This is a genomic window from Mycobacterium celatum (assembly GCF_002101595.1).
Classification (GTDB): Bacteria; Actinomycetota; Actinomycetes; order Mycobacteriales; family Mycobacteriaceae; genus Mycobacterium; species Mycobacterium celatum.
Genome location: NZ_LQOM01000025.1, coordinates 230920 through 244685, shown reverse-complemented (window position 1 = coordinate 244685; position 13766 = coordinate 230920). Strand labels below are relative to the sequence as shown.

The following is a 13766-nucleotide window of genomic DNA, read 5'->3' as shown; positions in this document are numbered from 1 at the left end:
CATTACGCATGTGACAGTGGAGGCAACATGTCCCCCACCTCGTCAACGGCCGCCGACGGCGACGAGCTCGTCGAAGGCCACGAGCACAGCGGATCGGCCGCGTTTCCGCCGCCACCCCCGCGGGAGATTCTCGACGCCGCCGGCGAGCTGCTGCGCGCGCTCGCCGCGCCGGTACGGATCGCGATCGTGCTGCAGTTGCGCGAATCCCAGCGCTGCGTGCACGAGTTGGTCGACGCGCTGGGTGTGCCGCAGCCGCTGGTCAGCCAGCATCTGAAGATCCTCAAAGCGGCGGGCGTGGTGGCCGGGGAGCGTTCGGGCCGCGAAGTGCTCTACCGGCTTGCCGATCACCACCTCGCGCACATCGTGATCGACGCCGTGGCGCACGCCGGTGAGGACAACTCGTGACCGGCCCGAGTGTGCGCGCCACCCGGCAGCGGGCGGCGATCTCGACGCTGCTGGACACGCTCGACGACTTCCGCTCGGCCCAAGAGTTGCACGACGAGTTGCGCCGGCGCGGCGAGAACATCGGCTTGACGACCGTGTACCGCACGCTGCAGTCGATGTCGGCGGCGGGACTGCTCGACACGCTGCGCACCGACACCGGCGAATCTGTTTACCGGCGCTGCTCGGAGCACCATCACCACCACTTGGTGTGCCGCGGCTGCGGGTCCACGGTCGAGGTCGGCGGTAACGAGGTGGAAAAGTGGGCGGCGCAGGTTGCGGCCGAGCACGGGTTTTCCGAAGTCAGCCATACCATCGAGATCTTCGGCACGTGCGCGGCCTGCCGAAGCTAACTGGTTAGCGCGCGGCGGATTTCGGCACCCCGCTCCAGCACCATCAGAATCAGGGTACGCAGCGCCTCGTCGGTCAGGCCGTTGCCCGGGAAGTTGTAGCGCAGCATCACGTCAGCGGACTTGCCGGAGTCCTTCTCCACCAGCGCCACCGAGCCCAGCAGCGTGTTGTGCGCCGCGTCGGCCACACGGTCACGAATCTTCTTGTTGAGCACCAGGTCCCACGCCAGGATCTGCGTGAGCGAGATCAGGTCGAGGTCCTCGATGATGCTCACCGCCCGCAACGACGCATAGGTGCCGTTGTGGCGGATGGTCAGCGCGCCGTCGGCTTCTTCCTCGACGGGCAGGATCTCGCCCAGCACCGCCGCCACCCGTTCCTGCAACGACGGCATCACGCGCTCCCGAAGCGACGATGCCGCGATGCGTACTCCTCGCAGGCCGCCCACAGATCGCGCCGGTCGTAATCGGGCCACAGCTTGTCGTCAAAGATGTACTCGGCGTAGGCCGCTTGCCACAGCATGAAATTGCTGGAGCGCTTTTCGCCGGAGGTCCGCAGCAACAGGTCGACGTCGGGGATGTCGGGGCGCTGCATGTGACGGGCGATCGTGGCCTCGGTGATCCGCTCGGGTTTCAACCGGCCCGCGGCGGCTTCGCGTGCGATATCCCTTGCTGCTTCGGTGATTTCGGTTCGCCCGCCGTAGTTGACGCAGTAGTTGACCGTGATGACGTCGTTGTCGCGGGTCATCTCCTCCGCGATGGCCAATTCCTTGATGACGCTGCGCCACAACCGCGGTCGCGAACCGACCCACCGGATCCGCACACCCATCGCCTTGAGGTTCACCCGCCGGCGCCGCACCACGTCGCGATTGAAGCCCATCAGGAAGCGGACCTCCTCGGCGGAGCGCTTCCAGTTCTCGGTGGAAAACGCGTACAGGCTCAGCCATTTGATGCCCAGTTCGATTGCGCCACAGACAATGTCGATCACCACGGCCTCCCCCATTTTGTGGCCTTCGACACGCGGCAGTCCGCGCGCCGTGGCCCAGCGCCCGTTGCCGTCCATCACGATGGCCACGTGCAGGGGCAATTGGTCGGCCGGAATCCGCGGCGCGACCGCTTTCGACGTGTGCTGCGGAGGGCGGCACGGACCGCCGTCGGGCGACGGCGGCAGCTCCGGGAAGACGACAGGCCAGGTGGACGTGTCCGGGAAAGTCGGGTAGTCGTCGGGGGCCGGGGGCAGTTGCGGGAAGTCAGCCGGCTTCTGAGTCCGCACCATGGGGCACATCCTGCCCGACCAGCGAGATCCGGCGGTCGGCGACCGTTCGATCAACCCGGTAGACCCGCTCCACCAGCGGCAATGTTCGCAGCTGCCGCTCCAGATGCCACTGCAGATGCGCGGCCACCAATCCGCTGACGTGACTGCGGTGCGCTTGCGGCGCGGCCTCCGCCGCCTCCCAGTCACCGTCGCGCAGCGCGGACATCAGCTCGAGCACACCCATCGGCGGCGTGGTGGAGCCGGCCGGGCGGCAAAACCCGCAGACGCTGCCGCCCGCGGCGACGTGAAACGCCCGGTGCGGGCCGGGGGTGGCGCAGCGGGCACACTCGGTCAGCGCGGGCGCCCAACCGGCGATCCCCATGGCGCGCAGCAGGTAGGCGTCCAGCACCAGCTCGCGGGGGCGTCGTCCGTCGGCGACCGCGCGCAGCGCGCCGACGGTCAGCCGGTGCAGCGCCGGGGCCGGTGCCCGTTCCTCACCGGCCAGGCGTTCGGCGGTCTCCAGCATCGCGCAGGCGCAGGTGTACCGGCCGTAGTCGCTGACGATGTCGGTGGCGAATGCGTCCAGGGAGACGACCTGGGTGACGATGTCGAGGTTGCGGCCCGGGTGCAGCTGCACGTCGATGTGGGCGAACGGCTCCAGCCGCGCGCCGAACTTGCTGCGGGTGCGGCGCACACCCTTGGCCACCGCACGGACCAGTCCGTGGTCGCGGGTGAGCAGGGTGACGATCCGGTCGGCCTCGCCGAGCTTGTGCTGGCGCAGCACGACCGCCCGGTCCCGATAGAGCCGCATCACACCAGTCTGTCATCGCGCCGAGACATCGCCGGTATCGCGCGCCGATAATGTCGATAACGATGAGTAACACCGTTAACCCCCGTTTTCCTACCCTGACCGAGCAGCTCTACCAGCTGGCCAACGGCGAGGTGACCTCCGACGAACTGGTGCGACGCTCGCTGCACGCGATCGACCTCAGCCAGTCCACGCTGAACGCCTTCCGGGTGGTGCTCACCGAGTCGGCGCTGGCAGATGCTGCCGAGGCCGACCGTCGTCGCGCCGCCGGCGACCAGGCACCGCTGTTGGGGGTGCCGATCGCGGTCAAGGACGACACTGACATTGCGGGCGTCGCTACCTTTTTCGGCACGTCGGGGTACGTGCCACCGGCGACGGCCGACGCCGAGGTGGTGCGCCGGCTCAAGGCGGCCGGCGCGGTGATCGTCGGGAAGACCAACACCTGCGAGCTGGGCCAATGGCCGTTCACCAGCGGTCCCGGATTCGGGCACACCCGCAATCCGTGGTCGCGCAAGCACACACCGGGTGGGTCGTCCGGCGGCAGCGCGGCGGCGGTGGCCGCCGGCCTGGTCGCCGCCGCGATCGGCTCCGACGGCGCCGGCAGTGTCCGCATCCCGGCGGCGTGGACGCATCTGGTGGGCATCAAGCCGCAGCGCGGCCGCATCTCGACCTGGCCGCTGCCGGAGGCGTTCAACGGCATCACGGTCAACGGTGTGCTGGCCCGCACGGTCGAGGACGCGGCGCTGGTGCTCGATGCCGTCTCGGGCAACGCCGAGAGTGATCTGCACAAGCCGCCGCCGGTGACGGTGTCCGACCACGTGGGCAGGGCACCCGGCGAACTGCGGATCGCGATGTCGACCCAGTTCCCGTTCACCGGTTTTCCGGCCAAGCTGCATCCCGAGATCCGCGCCGCGGTGCAATCCGTGGCCGATCAACTGCAGCTGCTCGGCCACAGCGTGATAGTCGGCAACCCGGATTACGGGCTGCGGTTGTCGTGGAACTTCCTGTCCCGCTCCACTTCGGGACTGCTGGACTGGGCCGAGCGGCTGGGCGACGGCGTCGAATGGGATCAACGCACCGTGGCCAACATGCGGATGGGCCGGCTGCTCTCGCAGTGGATTCTGCGCTCCGCCCGTGCGCACGAAGCGGCCGACCAGCGTCGGGTGGGCTCGATCTTCCGCTTCGTCGACGTGGTGCTGGCGCCGACCACTGCACAGCCACCGCCTCCCGTGCACGCGTTCGACGGGCTGAGCGGGCTGCAGACCGACCGGGTCATGATCGCGGCGTGCCCGGTGACCTGGCCGTGGAATCTGCTGGGTTGGCCGTCGATCAACATCCCCGCGGGGTTCACTTCCGAGGGGCTGCCGATCGGTGTGCAACTGATGGGACCGGCGAACAGCGAGCCGTTGTTGGTGTCGCTCGCCGCCGAATTGGAAGCGGTCGGCGGCTGGGCCGCCAAGCAGCCGGAGGTGTGGTGGAACACCGGCACCGATACGCCGCCGGTGTCCAGCGGCCGGACGTGACGTCTTAGGCCAGTTCGCGGACCGCCCGATAGGCGGCGCGTCCGACCAGCTCGCCGAGTTCGTCGGGGGTGTAGCTGTTGTCGGGGGCGAGCAGGCTGCGCACGCCGGCTTCGCCCATCGAGACGAACAACTCGACGACGACGGGCAGCTTACGCTCGATGTCCTCGGTCCCCCAGCGCTGCAGGTCGGGCTTGACCAACTCGGCGAATTGCTCGGCCGCCCTGCGGCGTCCGCGCGCGAACAACTCCGCGACGTCGGGCCCGGGGTTGCAGCAGAACAGCGTGCGCCAGGTGTCGGGCTGGTCGGCGACCGTGCGCAGCCACGCCCGCATGCCCCCGATGTACGCGTCCTGTGTGCTGGCATAGCCGCCCGGCGTGGGATAGGCGGCCAGCATGCCGGTCAGCAGCTTCTGTTCCTCGCGCGCCAGCAGCGCCTTGATCAGTTCGATCCGATCCGGGAAGCAGGCATAGACGACCGGACGGGTCACGCCGAGACGCTCCGCGACCGCGCCGATGGTCACCGCCGGAAACCCGCCTTGCAGCGCAATCTCTTTGGCGGCGTCCAGGACTTGTGGGCGCCGCCGTTGCGGGCCCAGGTGCGCGGCGCGGGGCCGGTGAAGTGCCGGCCGCGAAACGGTTGCGTCACCCATAACCGCCAATGCTACAGTGCTGTAGGAATGGCCGTTAACTTGGCCAGGGGAAGGACGACACTCATGCCTCAGCCCGCCGAAGACTACGGCTTCTTCGGTCCCGACTCGGTCACCTGGAAAGTGTGGAGCTATCCGACGTCACTGACCGTCGGGTTCATCCGGGCTGTGGTGATCGAGGAACTCGACCCGGCGCTGGTCGCTTCCGTCGACCACACCCACGACATCTACAACCGGCCGCGTACCCGCTACGACCGCACGCTGCGCTACTTCGCGATGGTCGCGTTCAGCGATTCCCGCTCCACCTCGCAGGCCGCCGACGTGCTGGTGAAGGTCCACTCCAAAGCGATCGGCACCGAGCCGTACAGCGGGCAGCGCTACGACGCGAACGATCCGCAGTCCCAGCTGTGGATCCACCTGACCGCGTGGCACTCGATCCTCTACGCCTACGAGAAGTACGGGCCCGGCAAGCTCTCCGCCGAAGAGGAAGCCCGGTACTGGGAGGAATGTGCGGTTGCCGCGGAGCTGCAGACCTGCGATCCGGCCGACGTACCGCGCAGCCGCGAGGGGATCCGCGACTACTTCGAGCGGATGCGTCCGCAACTGTCCGGTTCGCCGATCGCCCGCCAGGCGATGGAGCACCTGATCAACGGCGCCGCACTGATCTCGCCGCTGCCCCGCTATCTTGCGCCGCTCACCTGGGTCATCAACCGCACTCTGCAAGCCGGCGTGATGGCCACGATGCCCCACTGGATGCGCGCGATGAGCGGCCTGAGACAGCCGCGACTCGCCGACGTTGCCGTCGTCCCGATGCTGCGCATCGCCTTCGCGGCACTCAACGCCAGCCCGCCCACGGTTCGGCTGCAGGTGCTGCGGCTGTTGTCACCGGCGACCGTGCCGGTGGTCGCTCCGGTGCTGCTCGGCGTGCCGCCGCGTAACCCGGTCGTGGTCTCCCCCGCCGAAGCGCGCGCTCGCTACGGCTACGACAAGCCCGCCGAGGCACATCGGGAGTGGCGCGCCAAACAGTACCGGCGGGTGTTCGCGGAAGGCGGTGCGCCGAGCGACGACGGTCTGCTCGAGTCACAGGCCATTCTGGGGTCGATCAGTTGATGGTTCATTGTCGAAAAGTGCTGGCCTGCATCGCGGTTTCGGTGGCCGCAACAGTGGCAGCCGGCTGCAACAGCGTCGACCCCTCCAGCCTGGCCGAGTCCGGCACACCCGTGTCGACCAGCCGGATCCCCACTCCCAGTGGGCAATACGTTGTGCAGGGCGAAATTTTGCGCAAGTACGCCGACGCCGATGGGCCGAGCGGACCACTGGGCACGCCGATCTCCAACGAGCTGCCCGCGCCAAACGGCGGTCACTACAGCAAGTTTCAGACCGGGGTGATCTACTGGTCGCCGCGTACCGGCGCCCATATCCTGTCGGGCGCCATTCGCGCGGCGTGGGAAAGCAGCGGCGGCCCCGACGGGCCGCTGGGCTACCCGGTGAGCGATCAACGGCCCATCCCCGGCGGGTCGGTGGTGGATTTCGAGCACGGCACCATCACCGACACCGGGGGCCAGCCCCAGATCGTGACCCGTTAGGGCCTCAAAACCCTAGTCGGCCAAGCTGTTTGGGGTCACGCTGCCAGTTCTTGGCGACCTTGACACGCAGGTCGAGATAGACCTTGGTGCCCAGCAACTTCTCGATCTGGCTGCGAGCGGCGGTGCCGACGTGACGCAGCCTCTCGCCGCCCTTGCCGATCACGATGCCCTTCTGGCTGTCGCGTTCGACATAGAGCACCGCGTGCACATCGATCAGGTCGTCGCGGCCTTCCCGCGGTTCGACCTCGTCGATCACCACCGCGAGCGAATGCGGCAACTCGTCGCGCACGCCTTCCAGGGCCGCCTCGCGGATGAACTCGGCCATCAGAACCTCTTCGGGCTCGTCGGTCAGCTCGCCGTCGGGGTAGAAGGCCGGTCCGGGTGGCAATGCGGCGGCCAGCACGTCGATCAGCACGTCGATCTGCTCGCCGGTGACCGCGGACACCGGGACGATCTCGGCTTGGTCGGCGAGTTCGCTGACGGCCTGTAGTTGTACCAGCAGCTTGTCCTTGGGGACCTTGTCGATCTTGGTGACGACGACAATCAGCTTTGTGTTGGGCGCGATGGTGCGGATCTGCTCGACGATCCACCGGTCCCCCGGGCCGATCGCCTCGTCGGCGGGAATGCACAACCCGATGGCGTCGACCTGGGAGTAGGTGTCGCGAACCAGGTCGTTGAGCCGCTTGCCCAGCAGTGTGCGCGGTCGGTGCAGCCCTGGTGTGTCGACCAGGATGATCTGGAAGTTCTCCCGATGCACGATGCCGCGAATGGTGTGCCGGGTGGTCTGCGGCCGGTTCGACGTGATCGCGACCTTGGAACCGACCAGTGCGTTGGTCAGCGTCGACTTGCCGGTGTTCGGACGGCCGACGAAACAGACGAAGCCGGAGTGGAATTCGCTCATGGCCACCAGCTCGCCGAACGTGTAATCAGGGCGATCTTCCGCGCTGATATCCGCCGTGAGTACACTCTCGGCGTCATGACGGGTTGCCGTCGCGGTCGGTGACGATGATCGCCGCCGTCGGGGTGAGCTCCCGGACGGCCGCGATGCCGGCGTCGTCCGCCGACCCGGCCACCAGCACGGCGGCCTCCAGACCCGCGGCGCCGCTGGACACGGCCGCGGCCACCGCCGTCTGCAGCGCGGTCAGTTGCAGCGCCGAAAGGTTCACCGGCGCACCGGCATAGGTGCGGCCGTCGACGTCACGCACCGCCGCGCCGCTGCCTGCCTCGGCGCGTGCCATCGCCGATCGGGCCAGCACCACCAGTTTCGCGTCGTCGGCGCCGAGCGGCTCAGCCGTCACCGTTGGCCTCCTGTCCGTCGGAGTCGATGCGGCTCAGCAAGACCGTGCCGACCCGGACTCGGCCCCGATGGTCGGGGCCGCCTTCCGCGCGCAGCCGCAACCCATGTGATACCACTTCGGCGCCGGGTAGCGGGACCCGGCCCAGCTCCAGTGCCAACAGGCCGCCGACCGTGTCGACGTCGAGGTCGTTGTCGAATTCCACGCCGTACAGCTCGCCGACGTCTTCGATCGGTAGCCGTGCCGATACCCGAAACCGGTTGTCGCCCAAGTCTTCTATCGGCGCAGTTTCGGCCTGGTCATACTCGTCCGCGATTTCGCCGACGATCTCCTCCAGCACGTCCTCGATGGTCACCAGTCCGGCGATCGCCCCGTACTCGTCGACCAACAACGCCATGTGGTTGCGGTCGCGCTGCATTTCGCGCAGCAGCGCGTCGAGCGGTTTGGAGTCCGGCACGAACACCGCCGGACGCATGACCTGCGCCACCGTGGTGTCCCGCCCGCCGTTGGTGGAGTAATACGTCTGCTGGACAAGGTCTTTGAGGTACACCACGCCGACGATGTCGTCGACGTTCTCGCCGATCACCGGGATGCGGGAATGGCCGCTGCGCACCGCCAGCGAAGTCGCCTGGCCAGCTGATTTGTCGCTTTCGATCCAGATCATCTCGGTGCGCGGCACCATGACCTCGCGAGCCGGGGTGTCGCCGAGTTCGAAGACCGACTGGATCATTCGGCGTTCGTCGGCGGCAACCACGCCGCGCTGCTGGGCCAGGTCGACAACCTCGCGCAGCTCGATCTCGGACGCGAACGGCCCATTGCGAAACCCACGACCCGGGGTCAACGCATTACCGAGGACCACCAGCAGCCGGCTGATCGGCATCAACAACCACGAAATCGCCTGCAACGGAAAGGCCGCCGCCAATGCGATGGAGTACGCGTTCTGGCGGCCCAGGGTGCGCGGTCCGACGCCGACGACGACGAAGCTGGTCACCACCATGATCGCCGCGGCGGCGATGCGGCCCCACTCCAAGTTGAGGCTTGCGCGGAGGAATACCACCAACAACACAGTGGCCGTGATCTCACAGGTTATTCGAAGCAGCACCACCAGGTTGATGTAGCGCGGCCGATCCGACATGAGCCTGGCCAGCCGAACCGCGCCGGGCCGTTCGTCGCGCACCAGCTCTTGGACCCGGGCCAGCGACACCGTGCTGATGGCGGCGTCGATTGCCGCAAACAGCCCGCCCAGGCCTATCAGCGCGATCGCGCCGAGCAGCGGCGCAAATACGTTCACGGCTCGTCGAAATACCTTGACTTGTCGAGCAACCGGCGATCTTTCTCGCTCTGGCGATCTAGGTGGTAGGCCTCGACCTGATCGGCGACCCACTCCTCGAGCAGCCGTTGTTGCAGGGCGAACATCTCCTTTTCCTCGTCCGGCTCGCCGTGGTCGTAGCCCAGCAGGTGCAGCACGCCGTGGATGGTCAGCAGCGCCAGCTCGTGGCCCAGTGAATGCCCTGCCGCAGCGGCCTGTTCGGCGGCGAATTCCGGGCACAGCACGATGTCGCCCAGCATGGCCGGTCCCGGCTCGGGCGCATCGGGCCGGCCGCCCGGCTCGAGCTCGTCCATCGGGAAGCTCATCACGTCCGTCGGACCGGGCAGGTCCATCCAGCGCATGTGCAGATCGGCCATCGCCGCGGTGTCCAGCAGCATCATCGACAGCTCTGCGGCCGGGTTGACGTCCATCTTGGCCAGGACGAACCGCGCGACGCTGATCAGTTCGGTCTCGGAGACGTCAACACCCGATTCGTTGGATACTTCGATGCTCATGGCGCTCTCACCGGCGGTGGCGGGTGGCCCCACGGGCATTAGCGGTGCGCCGCGCGGCCCGGTTCATCGTCAGGCCGGGCTCTTCGTATTTGGCGTAGGCGTCCACGATTTCGGAGACCAGACGATGCCGCACCACGTCGGTGCTGGTCAGCTCTGCGAGGTGGATGTCGTCGATGCCCTCGAGGATATCGGCCGCGACGCGCAGTCCGGAGCGTGCGCCGCCGGGAAGGTCGATCTGCGTAACGTCGCCGGTGACAACGACTTTGGAGCCGAAGCCCAGGCGGGTGAGGAACATCTTCATCTGTTCGGCGGTGGTGTTCTGCGCCTCGTCAAGAATGATGAAGGCATCGTTGAGGGTGTTGTGGGTAAGCAGGAAATCTTCGGTGACGTAGAGCGAGTCGGCGGCCGCGACCCGGATGCACACCGCCTCCTCGGTACCTGCCGGCTCGATGCGGTCGACGAAACGCATCGGCCGGCCGCCGCCGGTCGGGTCGTACTTCGCGGCCTTGCGGGCCAGCCGGAACGGGACGACCCCTGCAGGCAATCGGATGTCAAGGATGTGTGCGTCGGACCGATGATGTACGTCGCGGCCCCGCGCCAGTCCGGGCTTGCGCCCGTCGGCGAGCCTGGTGCGCTGGTAGACCACACCGCCGAGCGACTGGACCAGAAACACCACGTCGTCGCGCAGCCGGTCCGAGACCGTCGTGAACTGAATGCGGCACGTCCGCCCCTGCTGAGTGACCGGGCCGCCGTCGGAGTCTAGGAGCCCCTGCAGAACCGCCAGTCGCACATCGGGCGAATTGAACAGGTATTCCTCGGGAATGAACTTCGTGCTTGACTCCAGGTCGGTCGTCGCGAAAGTCGGTGTGGCTCGGCAGGAAAAGCAGCCATCGCCAAGCAGCAGGCCGAGCGCATACGGATCGAGCGGCACCGGCCGTACGGCGAAATTCACCGGTGCGCTCAGCAGTGGCAGCTCGTAGCGGTGGTAGTGCGCGGCGCGGAGATTGCCGATCATCTCCTTGGTCTGCAGCACACGTGGCGGCTTTCCGCGGCGGCGATCTGCGCGCGTGTAGACCGACCAGAGGTGGTCACCCGATGCGAGCGTCGACGCCCCGTCCTGCGCGTAGACCCGGTAGATCTCCTTGAAACCTTGCGGATAAACGCCGAGGACTTCGGTGGGCCGGCCGTCCGAGCCGATCACGAAATCCCCGACCTGCAAGTCTCCGATCGGCCGGAAACCAGTGGGGCTCAACACTTTGGCCGATACAGGCTGCGCCCGCCCACGCATGTAGGCCAGTGGCGCGACCTCAATTACCCCGGCGTTCATCAACTTTGGGATCAGCTCGGGATCCATCATGTCGTAGAGCGCGTCATACAGAGGGCGTAGATACGGGTCGATCTTTTCGCTCAGCGTGCCCGGCAGAAAGCCGAGGCGCTCACCGGCTTCTACCGCCGGCCGGGTCAGGATGATCCGGGTCACCTGTTTGGTCTGTAACGCGTTGACGGCCTTGGCCATTGCCAGATACGTCTTACCGGTGCCTGCCGGTCCGATTCCGAAGACAATGGTGTTGGCGTCGATCGCGTCGACATAGCGCTTCTGGTTGAGCGTCTTGGGCCGAATCGTCTTGCCGCGACGCGAAAGGATGTCGAGAGTCAGCACCTCGGCCGGCGACTCGTTACCGGTGCCGACCAACATGGCGACGCTGTGGCGCACCGCCTCCGGTGTCAGGGCGTGGCCCGTGGCGACGATCGTGACCAGTTCCGAGATCACCCGCTCGCCCAGCGCGACGTCGGCCGGCTCACCGGCCAGGGTGACGGCGTTGCCGCGCACATGCAGATCGGCGGCCAGGATCCGTTCGAGTGCACGCAAATTTTCGTCGGCTGAACCGAGCAGGCCCACGACGAGGTCGGGCGGAACATCGATGCTGCTGCGAACCTGGGACGAGGAGGAGTCAGCGGCGTTGGTCTCGCGGGGCGTCACGTGGTTTCTAATGCCTGCTTTCTGGGTTGTCGGTGACGACGCTCGGTAGCTCAGTTTACCGCTGAGGACCGGCAGCCGGAGCTGGTCAATGCATCGAGCCTGTAATGGGCGTGCAGAAGTGCGAGTGGGGACCACCGTAGTTACAGGCTCGGCGATGAGGCATTGCGCTAGCCCCACCGCCGCGTCAGCACCCCGAGCGCCCCCAGTGCCACCGCGGCCGCCGTCGATGTCCGCAACACGGTGGGACCGAGCCGGACCGCGACCGCACCCGCATCGGTGAGCGCATCGATCTCGTCGGGCGCAATGCCGCCTTCGGGGCCGACCAGAAGGGTCAGCGAATTCGCTTGCGCCACATCGATGTCCGCCAGCCGATCGGTCGCCGACTCGTGCAGCGCCAACACCACAGCCCCCTCCTCGCGCACACGCTCGACCAGCTCCGCGGTCGACAACACGCCGTCGACCGGCGGGATGTGCGCCCGACGGGATTGCCGGGCCGCCGACCGGACCACCGCGCGCCAGCGGTGCAGCCCCCTGTCGACGCGTGTCCCCTCCCAGCGGGCGACGCAACGCGCGGCCTGCCACGCCACAAACGCATCGGCGCCCGCCTCGGTGGCCAGCTCGATCGCCAACTCGGAGCGGTCAGCCTTCGGCAACGCTTGCACCACCGTCACCAACGGCTGGGCAGGTGCGACGCTCCAACGGTCGAGCACCCGGGCGGTAAGGCCGTCGCGCCCGGCCTGTTCGACGACGCAGCTGGCCAGGCCGCCGGCGCCGTCACCGAGCGTCAGCTGCTCACCGGGACGGATTCGCCGCACGGTTGCGGCGTGGAAGCCCTCGTCGCCGCCGACGACGGCCAGTCCACCGGTTTCGGGCAGCGCGTCGACGTAAAACAGGCCCGGCACAAGACGTCAGCGGCCGGTGAAGGTTTCCCGCAGCCGGCTGAACAATCCGCTGGCCGTGGCGCCGGCGTGCGTCGAGCGGACTTCGGCAACGTCGCGGGTGCGGCGGCTCTTGAACTCGCGCAACAGTTCCGCGTCGCGGTGGTCGAGCCTCTCTGGCACCACCACTTCGACATGCACGTGCAGATCACCGCGCACCCCGGAGCGCAGGTGCGGCATCCCGTGGCCGCGCAGGGTGAGCACCGAGCCGGGCTGGGTGCCCGGCGGGACGGTGACCTCGGTGAGCCCGTCGAGAATCGCGTCGAGAGTCACCGTGGTGCCCAGCGCGGCGTCGACCATCGGCACCGATACCGTGCAGTGCAGGTCGTCGCCGTCGCGCATGAAGATGTCGTGCGGCTGCTCGTGCACCTCGACATACAGGTCGCCGGCCGGTCCGCCACCGGGCCCGACCTCGCCCTGGGCCGCCAGCCGCACTCGCATGCCGTCGCCGACACCGGCGGGAATCTTGACGCTGATCTCGCGGCGGGCCCGCACCCGGCCGTCGCCGCCGCATTGGTTGCACGGGTCGAGGATGACTTCACCGACACCGCGGCAGGTCGGACACGGCCGCGAGGTCATCACCTGCCCCAGCAGCGAGCGCTGCACCGTTTGCACTTCGCCGTGGCCGCCGCAGGTGTCGCACCGCACCGGGCCGGAATTGCCGTTGGTGCCCCGGCCCTGGCAGCGGTCGCAGAGCACCGCGGTGTCGACGGTGACCTGCTTGGTGACCCCGGTGGCGCACTCGGTGAGGTCCAGCCGCATCCGCAGCAGCGAATCCGACCCGGGCCGGACCCGGCCGATAGGGCCGCGGGAGGAGGAGCCGCCACCGAAGAACGCCTCGAACACGTCGCCCAGCCCGCCGAAGCCGGGGAAGCCGTTGGCGGTCGCCGCGTTTTCCAGCGGGTCGCCGCCCATGTCGACAATGCGCCGTTTCTCAGGGTCGGACAGCACCTCGTAGGCGACGCTGATCTCCTTGAATTTCGCCTGGGCTTCCTCGTCGGGGTTGATGTCGGGGTGCAACTCGCGCGCCAACTTGCGATAGGCGCGCTTGATCTCCGTATCGCTGGCGTTCGGGCTGACGCCGAGCAGGCCGTAGTAATCGCGTGCCACGCCTGACCTTTC

General features: G+C 67.8%; 15 protein-coding genes and 3 pseudogenes. 5 read left to right on the top strand and 13 right to left on the bottom strand.

Annotated elements, in window-relative coordinates:
* Nucleotides 1-27 precede the first annotated feature (27 nt).
* Entirely contained in the window at nucleotides 28-405 is a 378-nt protein-coding gene (locus AWB95_RS10650) for an ArsR/SmtB family transcription factor (protein ID WP_062540822.1), read from the top strand.
* Nucleotides 402-794 carry a Fur family transcriptional regulator gene (locus tag AWB95_RS10645; RefSeq protein ID WP_062540821.1) on the top strand — a complete coding sequence of 131 codons (393 nt, stop codon included), beginning with the start codon at nucleotides 402-404 and terminating at the stop codon, nucleotides 792-794. The genes AWB95_RS10650 and AWB95_RS10645 overlap by 4 nt, the downstream gene beginning before the upstream one ends.
* Here the strand turns inward: AWB95_RS10645 and AWB95_RS10640 are convergent.
* Genes AWB95_RS10640 through recO form a run of 3 tightly spaced genes read right to left on the bottom strand, consistent with a single transcriptional unit; the run spans nucleotide 791 to nucleotide 2854 of the window.
* Nucleotides 791-1183 carry a hypothetical protein gene (locus tag AWB95_RS10640; protein WP_062540820.1) on the bottom strand — a complete coding sequence of 131 codons (393 nt, stop codon included), beginning with the start codon at nucleotides 1181-1183 and terminating at the stop codon, nucleotides 791-793. The genes AWB95_RS10645 and AWB95_RS10640 overlap by 4 nt on opposite strands.
* Nucleotides 1183-2064, bottom strand: coding sequence for a decaprenyl diphosphate synthase (locus AWB95_RS10635; protein WP_062540819.1), 882 nt, complete (start codon nucleotides 2062-2064; stop codon nucleotides 1183-1185). Before AWB95_RS10635 ends, AWB95_RS10640 begins: the two co-directional genes overlap by 1 nt.
* The gene (gene recO, locus AWB95_RS10630; protein WP_085168175.1) at nucleotides 2039-2854 is read right to left on the bottom strand and encodes a DNA repair protein RecO; all 816 of its coding nucleotides are present in this window, start codon (nucleotides 2852-2854) and stop codon (nucleotides 2039-2041) included. The genes AWB95_RS10635 and recO overlap by 26 nt, the downstream gene beginning before the upstream one ends.
* A 50-nt stretch (nucleotides 2855-2904) precedes the next feature.
* Between recO and AWB95_RS10625 the strand changes: the two genes are divergently transcribed.
* Complete coding sequence (locus AWB95_RS10625) at nucleotides 2905-4374, top strand: amidase (RefSeq protein ID WP_099539534.1); 1470 nt, start codon at nucleotides 2905-2907, stop codon at nucleotides 4372-4374.
* Between the two features lie 4 nt (nucleotides 4375-4378).
* Here AWB95_RS10625 and AWB95_RS10620 read toward each other — a convergent pair whose 3' ends face one another.
* On the bottom strand, nucleotides 4379-5023 hold the full coding sequence (locus tag AWB95_RS10620; RefSeq protein ID WP_062541490.1) for a TetR/AcrR family transcriptional regulator: 645 nt from the start codon (nucleotides 5021-5023) through the stop codon (nucleotides 4379-4381).
* Nucleotides 5024-5086: 63 nt separating this feature from the next.
* On the opposite strand from AWB95_RS10620, the gene AWB95_RS10615 reads away from it, so the two are divergent.
* Nucleotides 5087-6130, top strand: coding sequence for an oxygenase MpaB family protein (locus tag AWB95_RS10615; protein ID WP_232315756.1), 1044 nt, complete (start codon nucleotides 5087-5089; stop codon nucleotides 6128-6130).
* A 17-nt stretch (nucleotides 6131-6147) separates the two neighbouring features.
* Complete coding sequence (locus AWB95_RS10610) at nucleotides 6148-6606, top strand: LGFP repeat-containing protein (RefSeq protein ID WP_232315757.1); 459 nt, start codon at nucleotides 6148-6150, stop codon at nucleotides 6604-6606.
* A 4-nt stretch (nucleotides 6607-6610) separates the two neighbouring features.
* On the opposite strand, the gene era is transcribed toward AWB95_RS10610, so the two are convergent.
* The 9 genes and pseudogenes from era to dnaJ form a co-directional block, all read right to left on the bottom strand.
* A complete protein-coding gene (gene era / locus AWB95_RS10605; protein WP_062541492.1) occupies nucleotides 6611-7507 on the bottom strand; it encodes a GTPase Era in 897 nt (298 codons plus the stop codon).
* A gap of 73 nt (nucleotides 7508-7580) precedes the next feature.
* A complete protein-coding gene (locus AWB95_RS10600) occupies nucleotides 7581-7844 on the bottom strand; it encodes a cytidine deaminase (RefSeq protein ID WP_238600885.1) in 264 nt (87 codons plus the stop codon).
* A gap of 49 nt (nucleotides 7845-7893) precedes the next feature.
* Nucleotides 7894-9192 (bottom strand): hemolysin family protein, encoded by a 1299-nt coding sequence (locus tag AWB95_RS10595; RefSeq protein ID WP_062539968.1) that lies wholly within the window; start codon nucleotides 9190-9192, stop codon nucleotides 7894-7896.
* Nucleotides 9189-9725, bottom strand: coding sequence for an rRNA maturation RNase YbeY (gene ybeY / locus AWB95_RS10590; RefSeq protein ID WP_062539974.1), 537 nt, complete (start codon nucleotides 9723-9725; stop codon nucleotides 9189-9191). Before ybeY ends, AWB95_RS10595 begins: the two co-directional genes overlap by 4 nt.
* Nucleotides 9726-9732: 7 nt before the next feature.
* Nucleotides 9733-10083: pseudogene (locus AWB95_RS23720) on the bottom strand (PhoH family protein); the annotation flags it as partial.
* Nucleotides 10084-10362: 279 nt separating this feature from the next.
* Nucleotides 10363-10740 (bottom strand): annotated as a pseudogene (locus AWB95_RS23715) (LAGLIDADG family homing endonuclease); the annotation flags it as partial.
* 261 nt (nucleotides 10741-11001) lie between these two features.
* Nucleotides 11002-11706: pseudogene (locus AWB95_RS23710) on the bottom strand (PhoH family protein); the annotation flags it as partial.
* A gap of 167 nt (nucleotides 11707-11873) precedes the next feature.
* Nucleotides 11874-12608 (bottom strand): 16S rRNA (uracil(1498)-N(3))-methyltransferase, encoded by a 735-nt coding sequence (locus AWB95_RS10580; RefSeq protein WP_062539970.1) that lies wholly within the window; start codon nucleotides 12606-12608, stop codon nucleotides 11874-11876.
* Between the two features lie 6 nt (nucleotides 12609-12614).
* Nucleotides 12615-13754: a molecular chaperone DnaJ gene (gene dnaJ, locus AWB95_RS10575; protein ID WP_062539971.1), complete on the bottom strand. Its 1140-nt coding sequence runs from the start codon at nucleotides 13752-13754 to the stop codon at nucleotides 12615-12617.
* Nucleotides 13755-13766: the final 12 nt, after the last annotated feature.

Coding starts and splice junctions, on each gene's coding strand:
- AWB95_RS10640 (WP_062540820.1), bottom strand. CDS start 1,183: ATGCCGTCGTTGCAGGAACGGGTGGCGGCGGTGCTGGGCGAGATCCTG.
- AWB95_RS10625 (WP_099539534.1), top strand. CDS start 2,905: ATGTCGATAACGATGAGTAACACCGTTAACCCCCGTTTTCCTACCCTG.
- ybeY (WP_062539974.1), bottom strand. CDS start 9,725: ATGAGCATCGAAGTATCCAACGAATCGGGTGTTGACGTCTCCGAGACC.
- AWB95_RS10600 (WP_238600885.1), bottom strand. CDS start 7,844: ATGGCACGCGCCGAGGCAGGCAGCGGCGCGGCGGTGCGTGACGTCGAC.
- AWB95_RS10650 (WP_062540822.1), top strand. CDS start 28: ATGTCCCCCACCTCGTCAACGGCCGCCGACGGCGACGAGCTCGTCGAA.
- AWB95_RS10615 (WP_232315756.1), top strand. CDS start 5,087: ATGCCTCAGCCCGCCGAAGACTACGGCTTCTTCGGTCCCGACTCGGTC.
- AWB95_RS10635 (WP_062540819.1), bottom strand. CDS start 2,064: ATGGTGCGGACTCAGAAGCCGGCTGACTTCCCGCAACTGCCCCCGGCC.
- era (WP_062541492.1), bottom strand. CDS start 7,507: ATGAGCGAATTCCACTCCGGCTTCGTCTGTTTCGTCGGCCGTCCGAAC.
- AWB95_RS10620 (WP_062541490.1), bottom strand. CDS start 5,023: ATGGGTGACGCAACCGTTTCGCGGCCGGCACTTCACCGGCCCCGCGCC.
- recO (WP_085168175.1), bottom strand. CDS start 2,854: ATGCGGCTCTATCGGGACCGGGCGGTCGTGCTGCGCCAGCACAAGCTC.